Raw genomic sequence first — 22,817 nt, forward strand, 5'->3', positions numbered from 1 at the left:
CTTGCGCCCGTCGCGAGATGGAGTTGAACGTGACTGCACCTGCGAGCAAGGACAGCTTCGGCGCCCGCGGCACGCTGAACGTCGGCGACGCCTCTTACGAGGTGTTCCGGCTCAGCGCCGTCGAAGGGGCCCAGCGGCTGCCCTACAGCCTCAAGATCCTCCTGGAAAACCTGCTGCGGACCGAGGACGGCGCGAACATCACCGCCGACCACGTGCGCGCGCTGGCCGGCTGGGACGCCAAGGCCGAGCCGTCCACCGAGATCCAGTTCACCCCGGCACGGGTGATCATGCAGGACTTCACCGGTGTGCCGTGCGTGGTCGACCTCGCCACCATGCGCGAGGCCGTCGCCGACCTGGGCGGCGACACCTCCAAGGTCAACCCGCTGGCCCCGGCGGAACTGGTCATCGACCACTCGGTGATCATCGACGTGTTCGGCAAGCCGGACGCCTTCGAACGCAACGTCGAGTTCGAGTACGGCCGCAACAAGGAGCGCTACCAGTTCCTGCGCTGGGGCCAGGGCGCCTTCGACGAGTTCAAGGTCGTCCCGCCGGGCACCGGCATCGTGCACCAGGTCAACATCGAGCACCTGGCCCGCACCGTGATGTCCCGCAACGGCCAGGCCTACCCGGACAGCTGCGTCGGCACCGACTCGCACACCACCATGGTCAACGGCCTGGGCGTGCTGGGCTGGGGCGTCGGCGGCATCGAGGCCGAGGCCGCGATGCTCGGCCAGCCGGTGTCGATGCTGATCCCGCGCGTGGTCGGCTTCAAGCTGACCGGCGAGATCCCGGCGGGCGCCACCGCCACCGACGTGGTGCTGACGATCACCGAGATGCTGCGCAAGCACGGCGTCGTCGGCAAGTTCGTCGAGTTCTACGGCTCCGGTGTGGCCTCGGTGCCGCTGGCCAACCGCGCCACCATCGGCAACATGAGCCCGGAGTTCGGCTCCACCGCGGCGATCTTCCCGATCGACGAGGAGACCGTCCGCTACCTCAAGCTCACCGGTCGCCCGGCCGAGCAGGTCGCGCTGGTCGAGGCCTACGCCAAGGAGCAGGGCCTCTGGCACGACCCGAGCCACGAGCCCGAGTACTCCGAGTACCTCGAGCTGGACCTGTCCACCGTGGTCCCGTCCATCGCGGGCCCGAAGCGCCCGCAGGACCGGATCGTGGTCTCCGAGGCCAAGCAGTCGTTCCGCACCGCGCTGACCGACTACGCCAAGGTCGAGACCGCCGACGACAACGCGATCGACGAGGCGGGCAAGGAGTCCTTCCCGGCCAGCGACGCCCCCGCGGTGACCCACCACGACTCCGTGCCGCAGGCCGTCTCGGCCGCCAACGGCTCCACCGGCCGGATCTCCAAGCCGGTCAAGGTCTCCTCCGACGAGCTCGGCGAGTTCGAGCTCGACCACGGCGCCGTGGTGATCGCCTCGATCACCTCCTGCACCAACACCTCCAACCCGTCGGTGATGCTGGGCGCGGCCCTGCTGGCTCGCAACGCGGTGGACAAGGGCCTGACCCGCAAGCCGTGGGTGAAGACCTCGATGGCCCCCGGCTCGCAGGTCGTCACCGACTACTACGAGAAGGCCGGGCTCTGGCCGTACCTGGAGAAGCTGGGCTTCCACCTGGTCGGCTACGGCTGCACCACCTGCATCGGCAACTCCGGCCCGCTGCCGGAGGAGATCTCCGCCGCGGTGCAGGACAACGACCTGTCGGTCGTCTCGGTGCTGTCGGGCAACCGGAACTTCGAGGGCCGGATCAACCCCGACGTCAAGATGAACTACCTGGCCTCGCCGCCGCTGGTCATCGCCTACGCGCTCGCGGGCTCGATGGACTTCGACTTCGAGAACGACCCGCTGGGCACCGACACCGAGGGCAAGCCGGTCTACCTGCGCGACATCTGGCCGTCGCCGCAGGAGGTCCAGGACACCATCGACTCGGCGATCACCAACGAGATGTTCACCAAGTCCTACGAGGACGTCTTCAAGGGTGACGAGCGCTGGCGGTCGCTGCCCACCCCGGAGGGCCAGACCTTCGACTGGGACGCGGAGTCCACCTACGTGCGCAAGCCCCCGTACTTCGAGGGCATGGCGATGGAGCCGGCGCCGGTCACCGACATCTCCGGTGCCCGCGTGCTGGCGCTGCTCGGCGACTCGGTCACCACCGACCACATCTCGCCGGCCGGTGCGATCAAGCCGGACTCGCCCGCGGGCCAGTACCTCACCGAGCACGGCATCGACCGCAAGGACTTCAACTCCTACGGTTCCCGCCGCGGCAACCACGAGGTGATGATCCGGGGCACCTTCGCCAACATCCGGCTGCGCAACCTGCTGCTGGACGACGTGCAGGGCGGCTACACCCGGGACTTCACCCAGGAAGGCGCGCCGCAGGCGTTCATCTACGACGCCGCGCAGAACTACGCCGCGCAGGACATCCCGCTGGTGGTGCTCGGCGGCAAGGAGTACGGCTCCGGTTCGTCGCGCGACTGGGCGGCCAAGGGCACCCGGCTGCTCGGCGTCCGCGCCGTCATCACCGAGTCCTTCGAGCGCATCCACCGCTCGAACCTGATCGGCATGGGCGTCATCCCGCTGCAGTTCCCGGAGGGCGAGTCGGCCAAGTCGCTGGGCCTGGACGGCACCGAGACCTTCGACTTCGAGGGCATCACCAAGCTCAACGAGGGCGAGACCCCGGAGACGGTCAAGGTCACCGCGACCAAGACCGACGGCTCCAAGGTCGAGTTCGACGCGAAGGTCCGCATCGACACCCCCGGTGAGGCGGACTACTACCGCAACGGCGGCATCCTGCAGTACGTGCTGCGCAAGATGATCCGCTCCTGATCCCAGCCGACCCGGCGGGCAGCAGACGAACGGGCCCGGTGCGCCACAAGCGCACCGGGCCCGTTCCCGTCGGGGCCGCGTCGGGCCGGAAGGGTGCTATCGGGGAGGTGGGCCGTGAGTACTTTGTGTTGCCAGAGCAGCAGAAAGTACTCACGGCCCCACCTCCCCAACCGCGGGCCGCCAGCTCCGGCGATCCGCTCGCTACCAGGTGACCGGCAGTTCGTGGACTCCGTAGATGTTCATGTCGGTTCGGAGCTTCACCTCGGACGCGGGGATCGCGAGGGCGAGGTCCGGGAAGCGGCGGAGCAGGCCGCCGAAACCGGCTCGCATCTCGATGCGGGCCAGTTGCTGGCCCAGGCACTGGTGGATGCCGTGGCCGAAGGCCAGGTGACCGCGGGCGTTTCGGTGCACGTCCAGGGAATCGGGGTCGTCGAAGCGCCGCGGGTCGTGGTTGGCCGCGAGCAGGGACAGCACGACGGTCGATCCCTTGTTGATCGTCACCCCGCCGATCTCGACGTCCTCCGCGGCGTAGCGGTAGAACACGTCGCCGACGGACAGGTAGCGCAGGAGTTCTTCGACCGCGCCGGGCAGCAGCTCAGGGTCGGCGCGCAGCTCGGCGAGCTGCGCGGGGTTCTCCAGCAGCGCGAAGGTGCCCAGCCCGAGCATGTTCGCGGTGGTCTCGTGGCCGGCGAGCAGCAGCAGGAACGCCACTCCGGTCAGCTCCTCCGCGGTGAGGTCCTCGTGGCGGGCCAGGTCGGACAGGATGTCCTCCCCCGGCTCGGCGCGCTTGCTCGCCACCAGTTCGGCGAGGTAGGTGTTCAGCGCGACGTAGGCGCCCATCTTCTCCTCGATCGCCTGCTCCTTGACCATGAACTGGGCGTAGTTGGACTGGAAGATGTCCCGGTCGGCGTAGGGCACGCCGAGCATTTCGCAGATCACCAGCGACGGCACCGGCAGCGCGAACTCCGCGACGAGGTCCACCGGCCGGGGCAGGCCCGCCAGGTGGTCCAGCTGCCGCTCGACGATCTCGGCGATGTGCGCTTCGAGCGACTTCATCCGCTTGACGGTGAAGGCCCCGGTGAGCCTGCGCCGCAGCCTGGTGTGGTCCGGCGGGTCCATCGCGACGAACATGCCCGGGATCTGCGGCGCCGGTTCGGTGGCGGCCGGCATGCCGGGCGGGGCGTCGAGCGCGTGGACGACGCCGAGGTCCAGGCGGGAGCTGAGCCGGGTGTCGGCCATGGCCTGGCGGACCTCGTCGTAGCCGGTGATCAGCCAGCCCTCGTGGCCGTCCGGGAAGATCAGCGGGCTGACCGGCCGGGCCCGGCGCAGGCGGGAGATCTGGCTGGACGGGTCGAAGGGACCCGCATCGCGTTCCTGGGAAAGGCCGTGCGGAACGGGAACCGTGTCGGTCATCGTGCTTCCTCTCGTGGCGACTGAGACCACCTTTCCCAGCCGGCCTGACGCGCGGCTGACACGGCGCTGACACCGCGTCCGGCGGGTGTGCCCGACTGCCGGACTCCCGCTGGTCGCGCGTGGCAAAATCAACCGGGTGAAGATCGGGATGCTCGGACCGTTCGAGGTCCGCACGGATGACGACTTCCCGATCGACGTGCCGGGCGCCCGGCTGCGCGGGCTGCTGATCGCGCTCGCGCTCGCGCCGGGCCGGGTGGTCCCGAAAACCGCGCTCATCGACTGGATCTGGGGCGAGCAGCCGCCCGCCGGTGCCGCGAACGCCTTGCAGCGCCTGATTTCCCGGCTGCGGAAGTCACTGCCCGCCGACGCGGTCGAAGGCCACCCGAGTGGCTACCGGCTGGCGGTGGAACCCGACGCCGTCGATGCCGTGCGCTTCGAACGGCTCCTCGCCAAAGCCCGCGATGCCGGCGATCCACGACTGCTGCGCGAGGCCCTCGCGCTGTGGCGTGGTGCGGCCATGCAGGACGTCGAACTGCCGGACAGCGCGGCGTTCGACGCGGAGATCACCCGGCTGGAGACGCTGCGCCTGGCCGCCCTGGAAGACCGGTTCGACGCGGAGATCGGCCTCGGGCGCGGTGCCGAGCTGGTCGCGGAGCTGACCGGTCTGGTGGCCGCGCACCCGCTGCGGGAACGGCTCGCCGCCGCGTTGATGCGCGCTCTCGTCGCGACCGGCCGCGACACCGAAGCGCTGCTCGTGTACGAGAACACGCGGAACGCCCTGGCCGACGCGCTGGGAGCCGACCCGTCACCGGAGCTGTCGGCGCTGCACGTCGCACTGCTGCGCGGCGAGCGGGAGGCCGACCGCAAGACCAACCTGCGCGCCGAGCTGACCAGCTACGTGGGCAAGGACGCGGACGTCGCCGCGGTCGGCGAGCTCGTCGCCGGGCACCGGCTGACCACGCTGATCGGGCCGGGTGGCTCGGGGAAGACCCGGCTGGCCGTCGAATCCGCCCGCACGCTCCTCGGTGGGCTGCCGGACGGGGCCTGGCTCGTCGAGCTCGCGGGCGATGACGGCGACGTGGCGAGCTCGGCGCTCACCGCGCTCGGACAGCGAGGTGCGCTGCTCGGCGAGGCACCGGACGCCGGACCGGCCGACCGGCTCATCGCCGCGGTGCGCGAGCGGGAGATGCTGCTCGTCCTGGACAACTGCGAGCACGTGATCGACTCGGCGGCGAACTTCGCCCACCGGGTGCTCGGGGAATGCCCGCGGCTGCGGATCCTCGCGACGAGCCGGGAACCGCTCGGCATCACCGGCGAGGCGCTGTGGCCCGTCGCGCCGCTGGACCTGCCCGCGCCCGACGCCGGCCCGGAGCGGATCGAGTCCTCCGCGGCCGTCCGGCTGCTGCGGGACCGGGCCGGCGCGGTGCGCAAGGATCTCGCCGGCGATGCCCGCGCGCTGGCGACCATGGCGCGCATCTGCCGGGCGCTGGACGGCATGCCGCTGGCGATCGAGCTCGCCGCGGCCAGGTTGCGCACCATGTCGCTCGATCAGCTCGCCGACCGGCTCGACGACCGGTTCCGCTTGCTGACCGGCGGCAGCCGCACGGCGCTGCCGCGGCACCGGACGCTGCGCGCGGTGATCGACTGGAGCTGGGAACTGCTCACCGATGCCGAACGGATCGTGCTGCGCAGGCTCTCGGCGTTCTCCGGCGGCGCGAGCCTGGAGGCGGCCGAACAGGTATGCGCAGGCGGGTCGGTCGAGCCGGATCACGTGCTCGAACTGCTGACCGCGCTGACCGAGAAATCGCTGGTGCTCGTCGAAGGCGACCGCTACCGGATGCTCGGCACCATCCAGGAGTACGCCGCGCTCCGGCTCTCGGAGGCGGCCGAATCGGACTCCGTGCGCCGTGCTCACCTCGCGTACTTCACCGAGCTCGCCGAAATCGCCGACCCGCACCTCCGCCGCGCCGAGCAGCTGGAATGGCTGGCCGCGCTGGAGGTCGAGCACGCCAACATCGCCACCGCGATGCGCGGAGCGCTCGCCGCGGGCGATGCGGAGGGCGCGATGCGGCTCGCCGCCGCGGCGGGCTGGTACTGGTGGCTCGGCGGGCACAAGGCCGAAGGCAGCGAACTGATCCTCGCCGCTGCCGGCATGCCCGGAGAAGTGCCTGCCGAGATCAGGGCTGTGGTGTACGCGTTCCTCGTCAACTTCGTCTCCACCGGGGCGCTGAGCGACCAGCACCAGACGGCGGAGTGGATCACCAAGGCTTACGAGGCCGGCCGGGGCGTTCGCAGCGGCCACCCCGCGCTGCGGTTCGTCGCCCCGCTGGAACGCATGCTGCACGCGCCGGAGAAGGCGGTGCTCGCATTCGAGCCGCTGCTCGTCGACGAGGATCCGTGGGTCCGCGCGCTCGCGCGGCTGCACGTCGGCAAGACGCGGATCATGCTCGGCCACGACGGCTGGGAGGCCGACGTCCACCTGGAGGAAGCGCTCACCGAGTTCCGCGCGACCGGCGAGCGGTGGGGGCTCTCCTTCGCGCTGAGCGAGCTGGCGAACCGGACCGCGGTGCGTGGCGAGTTCACCAGCGCGTGCGGGTTCTACGAGCAGGCGATCGACGTGGTCTCCGAGTTCGGGGCCATCGACGACGTAGTGCGGATGCGGGCGCGGCAGGCACAGCTGCACTGGCTGTCGGGCGATGCGCATGCCAGCGCCGCCGCCATGGCCGAGGCGCACCGGGCCGCCGAGCGGGCCGCCTGGCCCCCGGTGCTGGCCGAGCTGGCCTTGGCCGAGGCGGGGCTCGCTCGCTTGCGCGGCGACGAAGAGCAAGCGCGCAGGCAGATCGACGTCGCGACGGCGTTGCTGGGCGATGGAGCGGGGCGGGCCAACGTCCGCGCGGAGGTGCACGACCTGCTCGGCTACCTCGCAGCGGATCTCGACGAGGCCCACCACCACCGCAGCTCGGCCTTCCACGCGGCGTCCGAAGCGGGCTACGCACCCATGATCGCTCAGGTTCTCGTCGGGATCGCGGATCTGGCGCTGCGCCGCCAACAGCACGAACAGGCGGCTCAGCTGCTCGCGGCCAGCTCGGACGTGCGCGGTCTGCCGGATCTCTCCCTGCCGGACGCCGACCGGATCGAACAGGCCGTGCGACGCAGCCTCGGCGACGCGCGGTTCAGCGAGGCCGTGCGGGAAGGCGCGCAGGCGAGCTGGCACGAGCTCGCCGAGGCCGCCCTCGCCCGCTGAGCTCAGTCCTGGCGGGGGCGCCGGCAGACGTAGATGCGGGCCGGGGGCACGTTGCGCCACACCGTGTGGGAGGTCAGGACCTCGTCGAAGCTCAGGTCCAGGCGGCGGCGGAACTGGCGCGCGCCGGTCATGCCCAGGGCGTGCACGTAGGCGAAGGTCGTGAAGGCGCCGCCCGGCGCGAGCACCGAACCGACCTGGTGCAGGATGTCGCGCTGCAGCTGGCCGGGGAAGATCGACCACGGCAGGCCGCTCACCACCGCGTCCACCTTGTCGACGCCGATCTCGGCGAGCAGTTCGCCGAGCCGGGCCGCGTCGCCCTGGACGACCTCCAGCCACGGCAGCTCGGTGCGCAGGTACTCCACCATGCCGCCGTCGAGCTCGATGGCCACCTGGCGACCACCCGCCGGGACCCGGTCCGCGATCGCGCCGCTGAGCGCGCCGGTGCCCGGTCCGAGCTCCACCACCACCGGCGTGCCCGAGGACGGCACCACCGACGCCATCTCGCGGGCCAGGCTCGGGGAGCTGGGCGCGACCGCGCCGACCAGGTTGGGCTTGCGCACCGCGCGCTCGATGAAGGCGCGGTAGTTGGCCAACGTCGATCCGGTGCCGGGCTGTGCGGCAGCGCCCCGCTGCCGGCCTCGGACCTGTTCGGCTGGAGTCACGGAAGCCCTTCCCGGTTGGTGGTGCGGCCTGGTTCGACCACCCTATCGGGCATCCGGGTGAAGCCGACGACCATGTGCGGCATCACATGCCGATCATCGCGGCGCTTTTCCGGCCGCGTTCCGCGCCGGGGCGCGGGCAATGGGAACTCGGCACTCGCCCATTCGCGGTAACCGACCGCAACCGAACCATTACCGGGCGGATTGATCTCGCTCCGGGAAACGCGGAATCGGGCCGCGTCGAATAGCCCGATAATTCTGCGGGAATTGTGTAACGAAAACCGGCCGGCCGACGATGTGCGAGCAATCCGCCGGCCGCTGGCGAAGAAGGGATACGGGCCCGGGCGGAACCGACCGCCGAGCCCGCGCGCGCGTCCGCTCAGGCGATGCGCTCGACCACCGGGCCGACCGGCTCGATCGCCTGGTCAGGGGTGCCCGACTGGGACTTGTTCACCCACTTGACCATCGCTCCCGCCACCGCCAGCAGAACAACCGCCTCAGCCGCCAGGGCCACCCACACCGTTGCCACTTCTTGCCTCCCTTCTGCGAACCTCCCCGACTTCCGCACGCGCGCGCAAGAGCGCCCGACCGCAACAGCGGACAGGACGAACGGAAGAAGGTTTGGGGAACCGTGCTTGCACCAACAATCGTAGGGGTTGCATTCCGGCGGAATAAAGGGACCCCGGAGTGTCTTGCGTCTCCCCCTCTCGGCCTATCGGGCCGCTCTTCCGCAACCGCTTTTCGCTTCGCGGGCACCAGTGGCGCAGACCACTCCCAGGACCGGGAAGATTCCGGCCCGCGGGCTGTTCTGCTGGATGTGCAGCTCATCGACGCGGTGGTGATCGGGGCCGGGCAGGCCGGGTTGACCGCCTCCTACCACCTGCAGCGGACCGGAATCGACCACGTCCTGCTCGATCGCGGGAGCGGGCCGGGCGGCGCGTGGCGCAACCGGTGGCCGTCGCTGCGCCTCGGTGGTGTGCACGGCATTCACTCCCTGCCGGGCAGCGAGTTCTCGGAGGCCGACGGCGCACGTCCGGCCGCCGAGGTCGTCGCGGAGTACTTCGGTCGCTACGAGCACGAGCTCGCGCTGCCGGTGCTGCGGCCGGTCAAGGTCGACGCGGTGCGCGACGGCGGCGAGCGGCTGCTGGTGGAGAGCTCGGCGGGAACGTGGGTAGCGCGCGCGGTGATCAACGCGACCGGCACCTGGGAGAACCCGTTCTGGCCGCACTACCCCGGGCAGCAGGAGTTCACCGGTCGCCAGCTGCACACCGCCGACTACCGCGGGCCGGAGGAGTTCCGCGGACAGCACGTCGTCGTGGTCGGCGGCGGCATCTCCGCGGTGGAGCACCTGCTGGAGATCTCCGAGGTCGCCGGGACGACGTGGGTGACGCGGCGACCGCCGCACTTCACCGACGCGACGTTCACCCCGGAGGACGGGCGGGCCGCCGTCGCCGAGGTCGAGCGCCGGGTGCGGGCGGGCCTGCCGCCCGGGAGCGTGGTCAGCGTGACCGGCCTGCCCAACAGTCCCGCGGTGCTCGCGGCGCGGGAGCGGGGCGTGCTCGACCGGCTGCCGATGTTCCAGCGGATCACCGCCGACGGAGTGGCCTGGGCCGACGGCACCGCGCAGCGCGCGGACGTGATCCTGTGGGCCACCGGGTTCCGCCCGGCCATCGCTCACCTCGCGCCGCTGAACCTGCGCGCGCCGGGCGGCGGCATCCAGCTCGACGGCACCCGTGCGGTCGCCGAACCGCGCCTGCACCTGGTCGGGTACGGGCCGTCGGCGAGCACCATCGGCGCCAACCGCGCGGGGCGGGCTGCCGCCCACGCGGTGCGGGCGGAGATCAAGAATTCCTTAAGTCACCCTGTCCAGGGACCAAATCCCCTGTGAAGAGCGGGCTCCGGCCAGCAGGCTGCGCAGTGGCGACTCAACCACGCCGAAGCGGCGCCATCTCCAGGAGAGGGGGAGGTGGCGCCGCTTCTGTCACGCGCACCGGTCAGGGCTTGCGGCCGACTCCGCCGGGTCCGGTGACCAGCGGTTCGCCCGACCGCTTCTCGCCCGGATCGGGCCGCCATTCGAGCAGGTCCACCACGCCGGGTTCGATCAGCTCCAGATCGCCGAACATCGCCGAGACCGTCGCGTGCGAGCGCAGGAAGAACCCGCCGATGCGGTCGTTGTACAGCGAGGAGGCCTGCGCGCGGGACTCCGCGCCGTCGCTGCCCGCGTGCGAGATCGCCACGTAGCTGCCGGAGCTCAGGGCGTCGGCGTAGCGCGCCACGATGCCCGCCGGGTCATCGGAGTCGGGCACGAAGTGCAGGACGGCGAAGAACAGCACCGCGACCGGCTGGTCGAAGTCCAGCACCGACCGGACCTGCTCGTCGCCGAGCACCTCGTCGACGTCGCGGAAGTCGGCGCGGATCGCCACCGCGCCGTCGTTGCCGCGCAGGATCGCCCGGCTGTGCTCCACCGCGACCAGGTCCCGGTCGACGTAGACGACCCGGCAGCGCGGGTCGACCCGCTGCGCGATCTCGTGCACGTTGCCGACGGTCGGGATTCCCGAGCCCAGGTCGAGGAACTGGCGCACGCCGAGCTCGGCGAGGTGCTGCACCGCCCGGCGCAGGAAGGAGCGGTTGGCCCGCAGCACCGCGGGCAGCGTCGGCATCATCGCCGCGGCCTGCTCGGCGAGATCCCGGTCCACCTGGAAGTTGTGCGAGCCGCCCAGGTGCACGTCGTAGACACGGGCAGAACTGGGCTGACGAATGTCCACGCCCTGCGCCCACCGCGACTGCGTGTCCACTTCGCACCTCCGTTCGTGGCGTTTTCCTCCACCACACCGGATGAACGACGGGATAGCAAGACCTTGATCGATCACCGCCGGTGGTCGATCATTGCTCCACCAGGGCGAGAGCCTGCGACGGACACACCGTCACGGCCTCGCGCACCTCCTCCGCACCGGCTTCGTCCACTTCGGCCTGGAGCACCACAACCCTGCCGTCCTCGTCGTTCTGGTCGAACCGCGCCGGCGCGGTCAGCACGCACTGCCCGGCCCCGACGCAGCGGTCCAGATCCGCTTCGATCCGCACGCCCACTCCTCTCACCAGGTCACCGGCAGCTCGTAGAGGCCGAAGACGTTGGCCTCGGACTTCACCGGCACCTCCGCCGCCGGAACGGCCAACCGCAGGTCGGGCACCCGCCGGAAGAGCGTGTCGAAGACGATCTGCAGCTCCATCCGCGCCAGGTTCTGCCCGAGGCACTGGTGCGGGCCGAACCCGAAGGCCACGTGGTGGCGGGCCTTGCGGTTGATGTCGAGCTCGTCGGGCCGCTCGAAGGCGGCCGGATCCCGGTTGGCCGCGGACGCCAGGGCCATCACGCCCTCCCCCGCCCGGACCAGCACGCCGCCGATCTCCACGTCCTCCGTAGCGACGCGCGAGGTCGCGCCCTCGACGATGCTGAAGTAGCGCAGCAGCTCCTCGACCGCGGGCAGCGTCTTGGCGGGATCCGCGAGGATCTCGGCCCGCGGCTCCGGGTTCTCCAGCAGCGCGAGGACGCCCAGCGAGATCATGTTCGCCGTCGTCTCGTGCCCGGCGATCAGCAGCAGGAACGCCGCGCTGACCAGGCCCGGGTGGTCGATCTCGCCGGCTTCGCGCTGCTTGCGCGCCTGCCTGCCGAGCAGGTCGTCGGGCAGCTCGCGCTCCTTGGCGGCGACCAGTTCGTCCAAGTAGGACCGCAGCTCTCGCACCGCCCGGAGTCGCTCGTCGAACGGCGTGGAGCGGTGCACCAGCCGGGAACTGCGCTGCTGGAAGAAGTCGTGGTCGGCGTAGGGCACGCCGAGCAGTTCGCAGATCACCAGCGACGGCACCGGCAGCGACAGCGCTGCCACCAGCTCGGCCGGGCGCGGACCGGCCAGCACCTCATCGATGCGGTCGTCGACGATCTGCTGGATCCGCGGCCGCAGCGCCTCGATGCGCCGCACCGTGAACTCGCCGAGCACCGCGCGGCGGGCCTCGGTGTGCTCCGGCGGATCCATGCCGATCATCGACGGCGGCAGGTCCTGCAGGATGTTCCCCTGGTTCACCGTGAAGCGCGGGAAACCCGGGTGGCGGCGGTCGGAGCTCAGGCGCGTGTCGCCGAGCACCTGGCGCACCAGGTCGTGCCTCGTGACCAGCCAGGCGGTGTTGCCGCCCAGCATCGAGACCTTCGTGATCGGTCGTTCCGCGCGCAGCCGGGCGTACTCCGGATCGACGGAGTGCGGGCAGGTCCGGGGCTTCGGGTAAGCGGTCGGCGGGGCGGCAGCCGGTTCGGTCATCGTGACCTCCTGATCACCGAGCGAACAACTGGACGATTCTCCTCCAGTTATAGCCAAGCGGAAGGAAATCGTCCAGATAAATTCCTCGGTTGAACATGCGACAATCCGCCCACCAGCAGGCCGGCAGCACGAGCGAGGACCATGAGCACCGACACCACCCCGCCCCTGCGGGCTGACGCGCGCCGCAACCGGAACCGCATCATCAGCGCCGCGCGCACCACGTTCGCCGAGCACGGCACCGAGGTGCCGATGGAGGAGATCGCGCGGGCGGCCGGCGTCGGCACCGGCACGCTCTACCGGCGCTTCCCGGACCGCGACTCACTGATCCGGGCGGTCGGCCAGGACGTCTTCAGCCGGGTGCTCGACGAGGCCCGGGCGATCGCCGAGCGGGAGACCGACCCGTGGCGCGCGCTGACGGAATTCCTGTTCACCGCCACGGACATGCACGTCGTGCTGCGGCTGACCATGCACTCGGAGCGCGCCAGGGAGCTGCTGACCACCGACCCCGCGCTGGCCGAGGTCCGCAGCGAGATGCTGACCATCCTCGACTCGATGGTGCGCGCCGCGCAGGAGTCCGGCGCGCTGCGCCCGGACATCGGCAGCGGCGACATCGCCCTGCTCCTGTCGATGGTGCTGCACGGATCGCGCAGCGCCCCCGCCGCCGTCCGTCACGACGCCCCGGCGCGCTACCTGACCCTGGTGCTCGACGGCCTCCAGGCCCGTCCCGGCACCGCGCTGCCGGGACGTCCGGTGTCCGGTGAGGACCTCTCGACGGTGCGGCCCTACACCGCGGAGTGATCGCGCTGGCCCGGCACCAGCAGGCGCAGCAGGTGGTAGCCGAGCAGCGTCACCAGGGTGCCCAGCGCGATGCCGTTGAGGCTGAACTGCGGGGTGATCTCCAGCGACACTCCCCCGATGCCCATCACCAGGCCGGCGGCCAGCGGCAGCAGGTTGACCGGGTTGCCGAAGTCGACCTTGTTCTCCACCCAGATCTTCGCGCCCAGCAGGCCGATCATGCCGTAGAGCACGACCGTGATGCCGCCGAGCACACCGCCCGGGGTCGCCGCGATCACCGCGCCGAACTTGGGGCACAGCCCGAACAGGATCGCCACCACCGCCGCCACCCAGTAGGCCGCGGTGGAGTAGACGCGGGTGGCCGCCATGACCCCGATGTTCTCCGCGTAGGTGGTGGTCGGCGGGCCGCCGACGGCGGTGGACAGGGTGCTGGCGAAGCCGTCGGCGAAGATCGCGCGGCCCATGCTGCCGTCCAGCTTCGCCCCGGTCATCTCCTCGACCGCCTTGACGTGCCCGGCGTTCTCGGCGATCAGCGCGATCACCACGGGCAGCACGACGATGACGGCCGCGAAGTCGAAGGTCGGCGCGTGCAGCGTCGGCAGCCCGAACCAGGGCGCGTCGGCGACGGCGCTGAGGTCGAGCCGCGGGTGCGTGCCGACCTCCCCGCTCGCGTCCGGCGCGGTGATCGGGCCGAAGCCCAGGTCGAACAGCCAGGACAGGGCGTAGCCGACGACCAGGCCGATGAACACCGCGATGCGCGACCAGAACCCGCGCAGCAGCGCGCTGCACCCGAGCACCAACAGCATGGTGATCAGCGCGATCCACTGGTCCTGCGGCCAGTAGGTGGAGGCCACCACCGGGGCGAGGTTGAAGCCGATCAGCATCACCACGGCACCGGAGACGGCGGGCGGCAGCAGCCGGTGCACCACCTGCGCGCCGACGAAGTGGATCACCAGTCCGACGACCGAGAGCACCAGGGCGCACACCAGCAGCGCGCCGGTGACCGCCGAGCTGTCCCCGCCCCCGGCGCGGATCACCGCCACCACGCCCACGAAGGAGGCGCTGCTGCCCAGGTAGCTGGGGATCTTGCCCTGCACGATCAGCAGGAACAGGATCGTGGCCACCCCGGAGACCATGATGGCCAGGTTGGGGTCCAGACCCATCAGCACCGGGAACACGAACGTCGCGCCGAACATCGCGACCACGTGCTGGGCGCCGAGCCCGACGGTGCGCCCCCAGGACAACCGCTCGTCCGGGGCCACCGCCTCACCGGGGCGTGGCGTGCTGCCGTCTCCGTGCAGCCGCCAGCCGATGCCGAGCTTGGCGCCGAGTCCCTGCCGCATGGCGTGCCTTCCTGCTCCACCCGCCGTGCGGGCCAGTGATGTCGCGCGGAACTCTACAAACCTCGTCCGGTGTGACCGGCGCCGCAACGGCGTTGTCACCTGGAGTCGATCAGCGGTAGCTGATCGCAGCGGTTCCGGACGAGCCGCTTTCAACACTTGGCCTTGATGCTGATCTCGAAACGACGGAGGCGTTCAGCCCGCCTGCGCAGCTCGCACCGCTGCGCAGAACGAGTTCGCCGGACGGGTTCGTCAGGTGCTCATGGCTGGGATGATCTGCTCGCCGTAGATGTCCACAGTGGTGTCGATGGCGTCGTGCATGGCGTAGATCGCGAACTGGTCGACTCCCGCGTCGCGGAGTTCCCGCAGCTTGGCGATGTGCTGCTCGGGCGGGCCGAGCAGGCAGAACCGGTCCACGATCTCGTCGGGGACGAAGTCGGTGCTGCGGTTGCCCGCCCGCCCGTGGTGGGAGTAGTCGTAGCCCTCGCGCCCCTTGATGTAGTCGGTCAGCGCGGTGGGCACCGCCGCCGCGGCATCGCCGTAGCGGGCGACCAGGTCGGCGACGTGGTTGCCGACCATGCCGCCGAACCAGCGGCACTGCTCGCGGGCGTGCGCGAGGTCGTCGCCGACGTAGGCCGGGGCCGCCACGCACACGGTGATCGACGCCGGGTCGCGCCCCGCGTCGCGGGCGGCCTCCCGGACGTGATCGACCATCCAGCGCGTCAGGTACGGGTCGGCCAGCTGCAGGATGAACCCGTCCGCCTCGCGGCCCACCAGGTCCAGCGCCTTGGGGCCGTAAGCGCCCATCCACACCGGCAGGTGCCCGTCGCGCACCCACGGCAGCCGCACCGAGGTGCCGTCCAGCCGAACCTCGCGCCCCTCGGCGAGTTCCTTGATCACGTGGATGGCGCGTTCCAGGGTGGCCAGCGTGGTCGGGTGCCCGCCGGTCACCCGCACCGCGGAGTCACCGCGCCCGATGCCGCACACCGTGCGCGGCCCGAACATGTCGTTGAGGGTGGCGAAGGTGGAAGCGGTGACGGTCCAGTCCCGGGTGGTCGGATTGGTCACCATCGTGCCGACCCGCAGCCGCTCGGTGGCGGCGAGGATCTGGCTGTGGATGACGAACGGCTCCTGCCACAGCACGCAGGAGTCGAACGTCCAGCCGTGGCTGAAGCCGAGCTCCTCGGCACGGCGCATCCGCTCCACCACCGACCGGGCAGGCGGATCGGTCTGCAGGACGAGCCCGAAGTCCATCGTGGACCCCCTTCTAGGAGAACTCACTGGTTTCTCTGCTCAGCGGTGCGGGTGGTGGGACCTCAGCGCCCGCCTGGGCTCCGGGTGCCCTCTGACTCAGGCGTGCCGGGCTCAGACCAGGTACTGGCAGGTGTCGCGGCGGAGGAATCGGCCGTGGCCCGCCTCGCCCAGGTACTCGCCGTCGTCGACGATGACGCGGCCGCGGGAGAGCACGGTGCGCACCGCGCCGGTGACCGGCTTGCCCTCGTAGGCGTTGTAGTCGACGTTCATGTGGTGGGTCTGGGCGGAGAGGACCTGCTCGCGGTGCGGGTCGTAGATCACGATGTCGGCGTCCGCGCCCGGCGCGATGGTGCCCTTGCGTGGGTGCAGGCCGAACATCCGCGCCGGGGTGGTGCAGGCGAGTTCGACCCACCGGCGGCGGCTGATGTGGCCTTCCACCACCGCCTGGTGCAGCAGGTCCACCCGGTTCTCCACGCCCGGGATCCCGTTGGGGATCTTGGAGAAGTCGCCGCGGCCCAGCTCCTTCTGGTCCTTGAAGCAGAACGGGCAGTGGTCGGTGGAGACCACCGACAGGTCGTTGGTGCGCAGTGCCCGCCACAGGTCGGCCTGGTGCTCGGCGGGGCGCAGCGGTGTCGAGCAGACGAACTTCGCGCCCTCGAACTCCGGCCGGGCCAGATCGTCGAGGCTGAGGAACAGGTACTGCGGACACGTTTCACCGAACACGTTGAGCCCGTCGTCCCGGGCCCGGGTGAGCTCGGCGACCGCTTCGGCGGCCGAGACGTGCACGACGTAGAGCGGTGCCCCGGCCACCCGGGACAGCTGGATCGCCCGGTGCGTCGCCTCCGCCTCCAGCAGCGGGTGCCGCACCTGCCCGTGGTAGCCGGGATCGGTGCGCCCCGCGGCCAGCGCCTGCCGCACCAGCACGTCGATCGCGATGCCGTTCTCGGCGTGCATCATCGTCAGCGCGCCGTTGTCCGCGGCCTGCTGCATGGCGCGCAGGATCTGCCCGTCGTCGCTGTAGAAAACTCCGGGGTAGGCCATGAAGAGCTTGAAGCTGGTGATCCCCTCGGCCACCAGTGCGTCCATCTCCTTGAGCGCTTCGTCGCCGACGTCGGAGAGGATCATGTGGAAGCCGTAGTCGATCGCGCACTGCCCGTCGGCCTTGGCGTGCCAGGCGTCCAGGCCTTCGCGCAGCGACCCGCCTACCGGCTGGATCGCGAAGTCCACGATCGTCGTCGTGCCGCCCCACGCCGCCGCTCTGGTGCCGGTTTCGAAGGTGTCCGAGGCGAAGGTGCCGCCGAAGGGCATCTGCATGTGGGTGTGCCCGTCCACTCCGCCCGGGATCACGTAGTGACCTCCGGCGTCGATGACGGTGTCGGCCGCGGGCACCCACTGCTCGGCGACCTCGGGCGCGGCGATCGCCGCGATCCGCTCGCCGTCGACGAGCACGTCCGCGCGGAGCTCCTCGGTCGCGGTGATCACCAGACCGCCGCGGATGATCGTCCGGTTCATCGCTGCCCTGCTTTCTCCAGCGCCGCCAGCAGGATTCGAGCTCCCTCACGCGCCTCCGGCTCGGTGAGGCTCAGCGGCGGGGCGATGCGCAGCACGTTGCCGTCGAGACCGCCCTTGCCGATCAGCAACCCGTCGCGCCGCGTCTGCTCCAGGACCTCGGTGGCCAGTTCCGGAGCCGGCGTCCCGTCGGCGCGGACGAGCTCGACGCCGATCATCAGGCCCTTGCCGCGCACGTCGGCCACTGCGGGAATCCGCCCGACCGCACCGTCGAGCTGCTCGCGCAGGACAGCTCCGGTGCGCGCGGCGTTGCCCTGCAGGTCGTTGGTGATCAGGTGGTCGAGGTTGGCCAGCGCACCGGCCGCGGTGATCGGGCTGCCGCCGAAGGTCGAGATCGAGTTGGCGCGGACGCTGTTCATCACCTCGGCGCGGGCGATCACGCCGCCGATCGACAGGCCGTTGCCGATCCCCTTGGCGAAGGTGACGATGTCCGGCGCACCGGCTGCGCCGTGCGCCTGCCAGCCCCAGAAGTGCTCGCCGGTGCGGCCCCACCCGGTCTGCACCTCGTCGCTGATCCACAGGATGCCGTGCCGGTCGAGCACCTCCTTGAACCGCGCGAACATCCCGTCGGGCGGCGCCGCGAACCCGCCGACGCCCTGGATCGGCTCGGCGATCAGGCACGCCACGTTGCCGTTGAGCTGGCCGAGCACGTCCTCCAGATCGGCGACGCAGGCTTCGGTGAACTCCGCGTCGGGCAACTCGGCCAGCGGTGTGCCGCGCCGTCGGCTGCCGTGCACGTAGGCCGTCTGGACCGGGGACAGGCTCGTCGGCGACCAGCTGCGGTTGCCGGTCACGGCCATCGCCGAGAACGACCGGCCGTGATAGCTGTTGCGCAGCGCCAGCACCTGGTTCGAGCCGCGGTGGGAGGTGGCCAGCAGCAGCGCGGTGTCGTTGGCCTCGGTGCCGCTGGTCGTGAAGAACACCCGCGGGTCGTCGATGCCGGAGAGGTCCGCGACGCGCTCGGCCAGCTCGACCATCGGGCGGTTGAGGTAGAGCGTCGAGGTGTGCAGGACCTTGCCCGCCTGCTCGCGGACCGCGGCGGTGACCTCCGGCAGCGCGTGCGCGGTCATCGTGGTGAGGATGCCGCCGAAGAAGTCCAGGTATTGGTTTCCCTCGGCGTCCCAGACGTGCCGCCCCTCACCGCGCTCGACGTCGATCGGCTCCTCGTAGTACAGCGCCAGCCACTCGGGCAGCACTGCGCGGTGCCGCTTCGCCAGCTCAGCGTGCGTCATCGTCACTCCTCACGGCTCGGTCAGCGGCTGGTAGGCGTCGGGGCGCCGGTCGCGGTAGAACGCCCACTTCTGGCGGACCTCGTCGATCAGGTCGAAGTCCAGGTCGCGGACCACCAGCTCCTCGTCGGTGCCGCTGGCCGGGTCGCCGACGAACTGCCCGTACGGGTCGACGAAGTAGCTGGTGCCGTAGAAGTCGTTGTCGCCGTACTCCTCGACGCCGACCCGGTTGATCGCCGCGATGAAGTACTCGTTGGCCACCGCCGCGGCGGGCTGCTCCAGCTGCCACAGGTAGGACGACAACCCGCGGCTGGTCGCCGACGGGTTGTAGACCAGCTGCGCGCCGGCCAGCCCGAGCGCCCGCCAGCCCTCCGGGAAGTGCCGGTCGTAGCAGATGTAGACGCCGATCCGGCCGACCGCGGTGTCGAACACCGGCCAGCCGAGGTTGCCGGGACGGAAGTAGTACTTCTCCCAGAACCCGGGCAGGTGCGGCAGGTGGTGCTTGCGGTACTTGCCGAGGTAGCTGCCGTCGGCGTCGATCACCGCGGCGGTGTTGTAGTAGAAGCCGGGCCCGTCGGACTCGTAGACCGGGACGACCAGCACCATGCCGGTCTCCCGCGCCAGCGCGCACATCCGCTGCACGGTGGGCCCGTCCGGCACCGGCTCGGCCCACCGGTGGTGCTCGGCCTCCTGCACCTGGCAGAAGTACGGAGCGTTGAACACCTCCTGGAACCCGATGATCTGCGCGCCCCGCGCGGCGGCGGCACGGGTGTGCGCCTCGTGCTGATCGACCATCGACGCGGTGTCCCCGGTCCACTTCGCCTGGACCAGCGCCGCACGAACGATGTTGGACATGGTTGCGCCGCACCCCTTTCGCTCGGTGAAACCAGCACGAGCCGATCGACCCGCCCATCGAAGGTATGACCAGCGCTCACCACGCGCAATGATCAGTCGGCTACGCAGCGTTCCAGCCGTCCTCGCCGACGACCGCCGCACGCCCCAGGCATGCGGTGATACCGGAACCGCACCCACGCCCCGCTCCCCCGAATTCCATCGAACAGGCGAAGCGCCGGTGTGTCGTTTCAGCGGAGCATGTTCGTCGCCGTCAGCCTCGTGTCCGACTTCTTGGCCGTTGGTGATCATCAGCGTCGGTTCAGGGTGGTTCGGGACGGACATCAGCGATCTCGATGCCAAGGCCAGCTCCGAAAACGCCCCGTGAGCGCCTCGGGGTGTCAGGACGCCCCGAGGCGCTCACGGGCTGATGTCACAGCGGGGGTTCCAGGTGGGCCCAGGGGTGTTCGGATTCGAGTTGGGTTGCCAGGGACAGCAGGGTCGGTTCGGCGCCGAGGCCGCCGACGAACTGGACTCCCAGGGGCAGGCCTTGCGGGGTCTGGTGCAGCGGGACGCTCATCGCCGGGCGGCCGGTGATGTTCGCCAGCTGGGTGTAGGGGACCTTCTCCAGGTTCTTCAGGACCACTTCGGTGACCGGCTTGGTGCGGCCGAGCTTGCCCGCCAGACCGACTCGCAGGAGCAGTGCGATCGCCTTGCGCAGGGGCGCCGGCGTGTCGAGCTCGCCGATTCGGGCCGGTGGGTGCGCCAGCGCGGGGGTCAGCAGCATGTCGTAGCGGTCGTGGAAGTCGGCGAGGGCTCGGTTGTAGTCGTTCCAGCGGGCCAGGATCTCGACGTACTCGGTCGCCTTCGTCTCGCGCCCGATGGCCGCCACCAGCCTCGTGTCGAGCTCGAAATCCTCTGCCGCCGCGCCGAAAGCGCGCTGGGTGGCCTGCACCGTGTGGGCCAGCTGGACGAACCAGACCGAGAGGAAATCGCGGGAGAGCTGACGGCCGTCGATGTCGGGCTCGGCTTCCTCGACGTCGTGCCCCAGGCCGGCCAGCAGGGCCGCGGTGTCCTTGACCGCCGTGACCGCGTGCGGGCTCACCGGGAAGCCCAGCGGGGAGCGGGTCGTGAAACCGATCCGCAGCCGCCCCGGGTCCCGGCGGGCGCACTCGGCGTAAGGCAGCTCCGGCCGGGCCGCGAGGTACGGGCCGCCGGCGTCCGGGCGGGCGGTGAGGGCGTCGAGCATCACCGCTGTGTCGCGCACCGACCGGGAGATCACGCCGTCGGTGGCGCCGCCGTGCATGTGCTCGGCGGCATCGGGGCCTGCGGAGACCAGACCGCGGCCCGGTTTCAGGCCGAACAGGCCGCAGCACGCCGCCGGGATGCGGATCGAGCCACCACCGTCGCTCGCTCCGGCCACCGGCACGATGCCCGCCGCGACCGCTGCCGCAGCACCGCCGGAGGAACCGCCGGGTGTGTGAGCGGTGTTCCACGGGTTGCGGGCCGGGCCGTCCGCCTCGGGCTCGGTGATGCCCTTCGCGCCGAATTCCGGCGTGTTGGTGCGGCCGAAGATCACCAGTCCGGCGTCGAGCCACCGCTCGACGGAGGTGCTGTGGCGGGGCGCCGTGGTGTTGCGGGTGGCCCGGGAACCGCTGCCGGTGCGGACCCCGGCGTAGTCCTGGTGCAGGTCCTTGATCAGGAACGGCACCCCGGCCAGTGCGCCGGTCAGCTGCTGGGACGCCCGCTCGCGCCCGATGTCGAACATCGGCCGCACGATCGCGTTGAGCCGGCCGTTGACCTGCTCGGCGCGCTGGATCGCCGTTTCGAGCAGTTCGCGCGGTGCGATCTCGCCGCTGCGCACGAGCTCTGCCAGCCCCACGGCGTCGAAGCGCCGGTACTCCGCGTAATCCATCCGGACACGTTTGCACGGATCTCGCTGTTTCTGAACCCTCAGCTGCCCAGGCCGAGGCCGTGGCGGTCGAGGTAGCGCAGCCAGCGGCCGCGACGGCCCGCGTTCTCGTCGGCGCGGGCCAGCGCCCGGCGGGTGAGCTGGACCAGGGGCCAGCGCAGCGGTTCCGGCGGGAAGGGCAGGGGTTCGCGGCGGACCAGCTCCAGGCGGGTTCGCTCGGTGTCCTCGTCCCACAGCAGGTCCAGCGCGGTCTGCGCGCCGAAGCGCGACGCGGCCACGCCGAGGCCGGTGTAGCCGACCGCGTAGGCGGTCCGGCCGGTGCGGCCGATCAGCGGCGTGAACCGGGTCGTGGAGTCGATCGCACCGCCCCAGCGGTGGGTGAACCGCACGCCCGCCAGCTGCGGGAAGGTGCGGAAGAAGTTCCGCGCCAGCTGCTGGTGCGCCGCGTCGTGGCGGGCCAGCGCCGGAGCCGTGCGGCCGCCGAAGTAGTACACCGCGTCGTAGCCGCCCCAGAGGATCCGGCCGTCCGGCGTCGGGCGGTAGTAGTGGAAGCGGTTCGCGCTGTCGGTGATGCCCTGGCCCTCCCGCCAGCCGAGCTCCGCCCACTGCTGGGCCGACAGCGGTTCGGTCGCCAGCACGTAGTCCCAGATCGGCAGCACCCGGCGGCGGATCGTGCGCAGTGGAGCGCGGAACGCGTTGGTGCCCAGCAGCGCGCTGCCCGCGCGGATCAGCCCGCGGGGCGTTCGCAGCCGGACCTGCCCGCCGCGTTCGCGCAGTCCGCGCACCGGGGTCGTCTCGTGGATGCGGACGCCGAGTCGTTGCGCCGCGTCGGCCAGGCCCCAGGTCAGCCGGGCCGGGTCGACCAGGCCGCCGGCTTCGGGCAACCGCACTCCCGCGCGGTAGGTCGGCGAGTTGACGTCCGCGCGGACTCCCCCGGCGCCCAGGAAGCGCGCGGTCATCCCGTGCTCCCGGTACAGCTCGGCTTCCTCGCTGAGCTCGGCGACCTGGTGCGGCTCGGTGGCGACCGCGGTCTTCCCGCACAACCTCAGATCGGCGTCGATGTCCTGGTCCTGGACGAACTTCTCGATCGCCAGCAGGTTCTCGCGCCCGAGGGCGACCAGCCGGTCCAGCTCGGCGGGCCAGTGCAGGGCGCCGTGCGCGAGGCCGTGCGTCAGGGATTCGGACAGGAAACCACCGTTGCGGCCGCTGCCGCCGTGCCCGAGGCGGTGCGCTTCGAGCAGCAGCACGTCGAGCTCGGGGCGGCGCTGCTTGGCCAGGATCGCCGCCCACAGCCCGGTGAACCCGCCGCCGACCACCACCAGATCCGCCCGGTCGTCACCGGTCAGGGGTTCGCGCGGTCGCGGCCGGTCGGCGCGGTCGGTCCAGAGCACGGCGATCTCGGCGTCGGCCAGCGCGGCCTCGGACTGCGGCAT

At 71.1% G+C, this 22,817-nt stretch carries 17 protein-coding genes; 4 read left to right on the forward strand and 13 right to left on the reverse strand.

Going from position 1 to position 22,817, the window contains the following annotated elements; all coding sequences use genetic code 11:
- Positions 1–17: 17 nt before the first annotated feature.
- Complete coding sequence (gene acnA / locus ATL45_RS33395) at positions 18–2,834, forward strand: aconitate hydratase AcnA (protein ID WP_170210417.1); 2,817 nt, start codon at positions 18–20, stop codon at positions 2,832–2,834.
- A gap of 201 nt (positions 2,835–3,035) precedes the next feature.
- Here the strand turns inward: acnA and ATL45_RS33400 are convergent, their stop codons facing one another.
- A complete protein-coding gene (locus ATL45_RS33400) occupies positions 3,036–4,247 on the reverse strand; it encodes a cytochrome P450 (protein ID WP_093145770.1) in 1,212 nt (403 codons plus the stop codon).
- A 136-nt stretch (positions 4,248–4,383) separates the two neighbouring features.
- Between ATL45_RS33400 and ATL45_RS33405 the strand changes: the two genes are divergently transcribed.
- On the forward strand, positions 4,384–7,491 hold the full coding sequence (locus ATL45_RS33405) for an AfsR/SARP family transcriptional regulator (protein ID WP_093145769.1): 3,108 nt from the start codon (positions 4,384–4,386) through the stop codon (positions 7,489–7,491).
- Between the two features lie 2 nt (positions 7,492–7,493).
- Here the strand turns inward: ATL45_RS33405 and ATL45_RS33410 are convergent, their stop codons facing one another.
- Both ATL45_RS33410 and ATL45_RS39130 read right to left on the reverse strand, forming a co-directional pair.
- Positions 7,494–8,051 (reverse strand): class I SAM-dependent methyltransferase, encoded by a 558-nt coding sequence (locus ATL45_RS33410; RefSeq protein WP_093147155.1) that lies wholly within the window; start codon positions 8,049–8,051, stop codon positions 7,494–7,496.
- A 478-nt stretch (positions 8,052–8,529) separates the two neighbouring features.
- Complete coding sequence (locus ATL45_RS39130; protein ID WP_170210119.1) at positions 8,530–8,679, reverse strand: hypothetical protein; 150 nt, start codon at positions 8,677–8,679, stop codon at positions 8,530–8,532.
- 288 nt (positions 8,680–8,967) lie between these two features.
- On the opposite strand from ATL45_RS39130, the gene ATL45_RS33415 reads away from it, so the two are divergent.
- Positions 8,968–10,038 (forward strand): NAD(P)-binding domain-containing protein, encoded by a 1,071-nt coding sequence (locus ATL45_RS33415; protein ID WP_093145768.1) that lies wholly within the window; start codon positions 8,968–8,970, stop codon positions 10,036–10,038.
- Between the two features lie 106 nt (positions 10,039–10,144).
- Here the strand turns inward: ATL45_RS33415 and ATL45_RS33420 are convergent, their stop codons facing one another.
- From ATL45_RS33420 to ATL45_RS33430, 3 genes are all read right to left on the reverse strand, one after another.
- Positions 10,145–10,945, reverse strand: a complete 801-nt coding sequence (locus tag ATL45_RS33420; RefSeq protein ID WP_246025697.1) for an SAM-dependent methyltransferase — start codon at positions 10,943–10,945, stop codon at positions 10,145–10,147.
- An 88-nt stretch (positions 10,946–11,033) separates the two neighbouring features.
- A complete protein-coding gene (locus ATL45_RS33425; protein ID WP_093145767.1) occupies positions 11,034–11,231 on the reverse strand; it encodes a ferredoxin in 198 nt (65 codons plus the stop codon).
- A gap of 11 nt (positions 11,232–11,242) precedes the next feature.
- Complete coding sequence (locus ATL45_RS33430) at positions 11,243–12,454, reverse strand: cytochrome P450 (RefSeq protein WP_093145766.1); 1,212 nt, start codon at positions 12,452–12,454, stop codon at positions 11,243–11,245.
- A gap of 141 nt (positions 12,455–12,595) precedes the next feature.
- Here ATL45_RS33430 and ATL45_RS33435 point away from each other — a divergent pair, with 141 nt between their 5' ends.
- Complete coding sequence (locus tag ATL45_RS33435) at positions 12,596–13,252, forward strand: TetR/AcrR family transcriptional regulator (RefSeq protein ID WP_093145765.1); 657 nt, start codon at positions 12,596–12,598, stop codon at positions 13,250–13,252.
- Here ATL45_RS33435 and ATL45_RS33440 read toward each other — a convergent pair.
- The 7 genes from ATL45_RS33440 to ATL45_RS33470 form a co-directional block, all read right to left on the reverse strand.
- Positions 13,237–14,592: a uracil-xanthine permease family protein gene (locus ATL45_RS33440; RefSeq protein WP_093145764.1), complete on the reverse strand. Its 1,356-nt coding sequence runs from the start codon at positions 14,590–14,592 to the stop codon at positions 13,237–13,239. The two genes, ATL45_RS33435 and ATL45_RS33440, sit on opposite strands and share 16 nt — an antisense overlap.
- A 249-nt stretch (positions 14,593–14,841) precedes the next feature.
- Entirely contained in the window at positions 14,842–15,843 is a 1,002-nt protein-coding gene (locus tag ATL45_RS33445; protein ID WP_093145763.1) for a TIGR03842 family LLM class F420-dependent oxidoreductase, read from the reverse strand.
- A gap of 111 nt (positions 15,844–15,954) precedes the next feature.
- Positions 15,955–17,355 carry a dihydropyrimidinase gene (gene hydA / locus ATL45_RS33450; RefSeq protein ID WP_093145762.1) on the reverse strand — a complete coding sequence of 467 codons (1,401 nt, stop codon included), beginning with the start codon at positions 17,353–17,355 and terminating at the stop codon, positions 15,955–15,957.
- Positions 17,352–18,644, reverse strand: coding sequence for an aspartate aminotransferase family protein (locus tag ATL45_RS33455; protein ID WP_093145761.1), 1,293 nt, complete (start codon positions 18,642–18,644; stop codon positions 17,352–17,354). Before ATL45_RS33455 ends, hydA begins: the two co-directional genes overlap by 4 nt.
- Positions 18,645–18,653: 9 nt before the next feature.
- A complete protein-coding gene (locus tag ATL45_RS33460) occupies positions 18,654–19,496 on the reverse strand; it encodes a nitrilase-related carbon-nitrogen hydrolase (protein WP_093145760.1) in 843 nt (280 codons plus the stop codon).
- A gap of 409 nt (positions 19,497–19,905) precedes the next feature.
- Entirely contained in the window at positions 19,906–21,387 is a 1,482-nt protein-coding gene (locus ATL45_RS33465) for an amidase (protein ID WP_093145759.1), read from the reverse strand.
- 38 nt (positions 21,388–21,425) lie between these two features.
- On the reverse strand, positions 21,426–22,817 hold the full coding sequence (locus ATL45_RS33470) for an NAD(P)/FAD-dependent oxidoreductase (protein WP_093145758.1): 1,392 nt from the start codon (positions 22,815–22,817) through the stop codon (positions 21,426–21,428).

The sequence above is a fragment of the Saccharopolyspora antimicrobica genome, from assembly GCF_003635025.1.
Taxonomy (GTDB): Bacteria; Actinomycetota; Actinomycetes; order Mycobacteriales; family Pseudonocardiaceae; genus Saccharopolyspora; species Saccharopolyspora antimicrobica.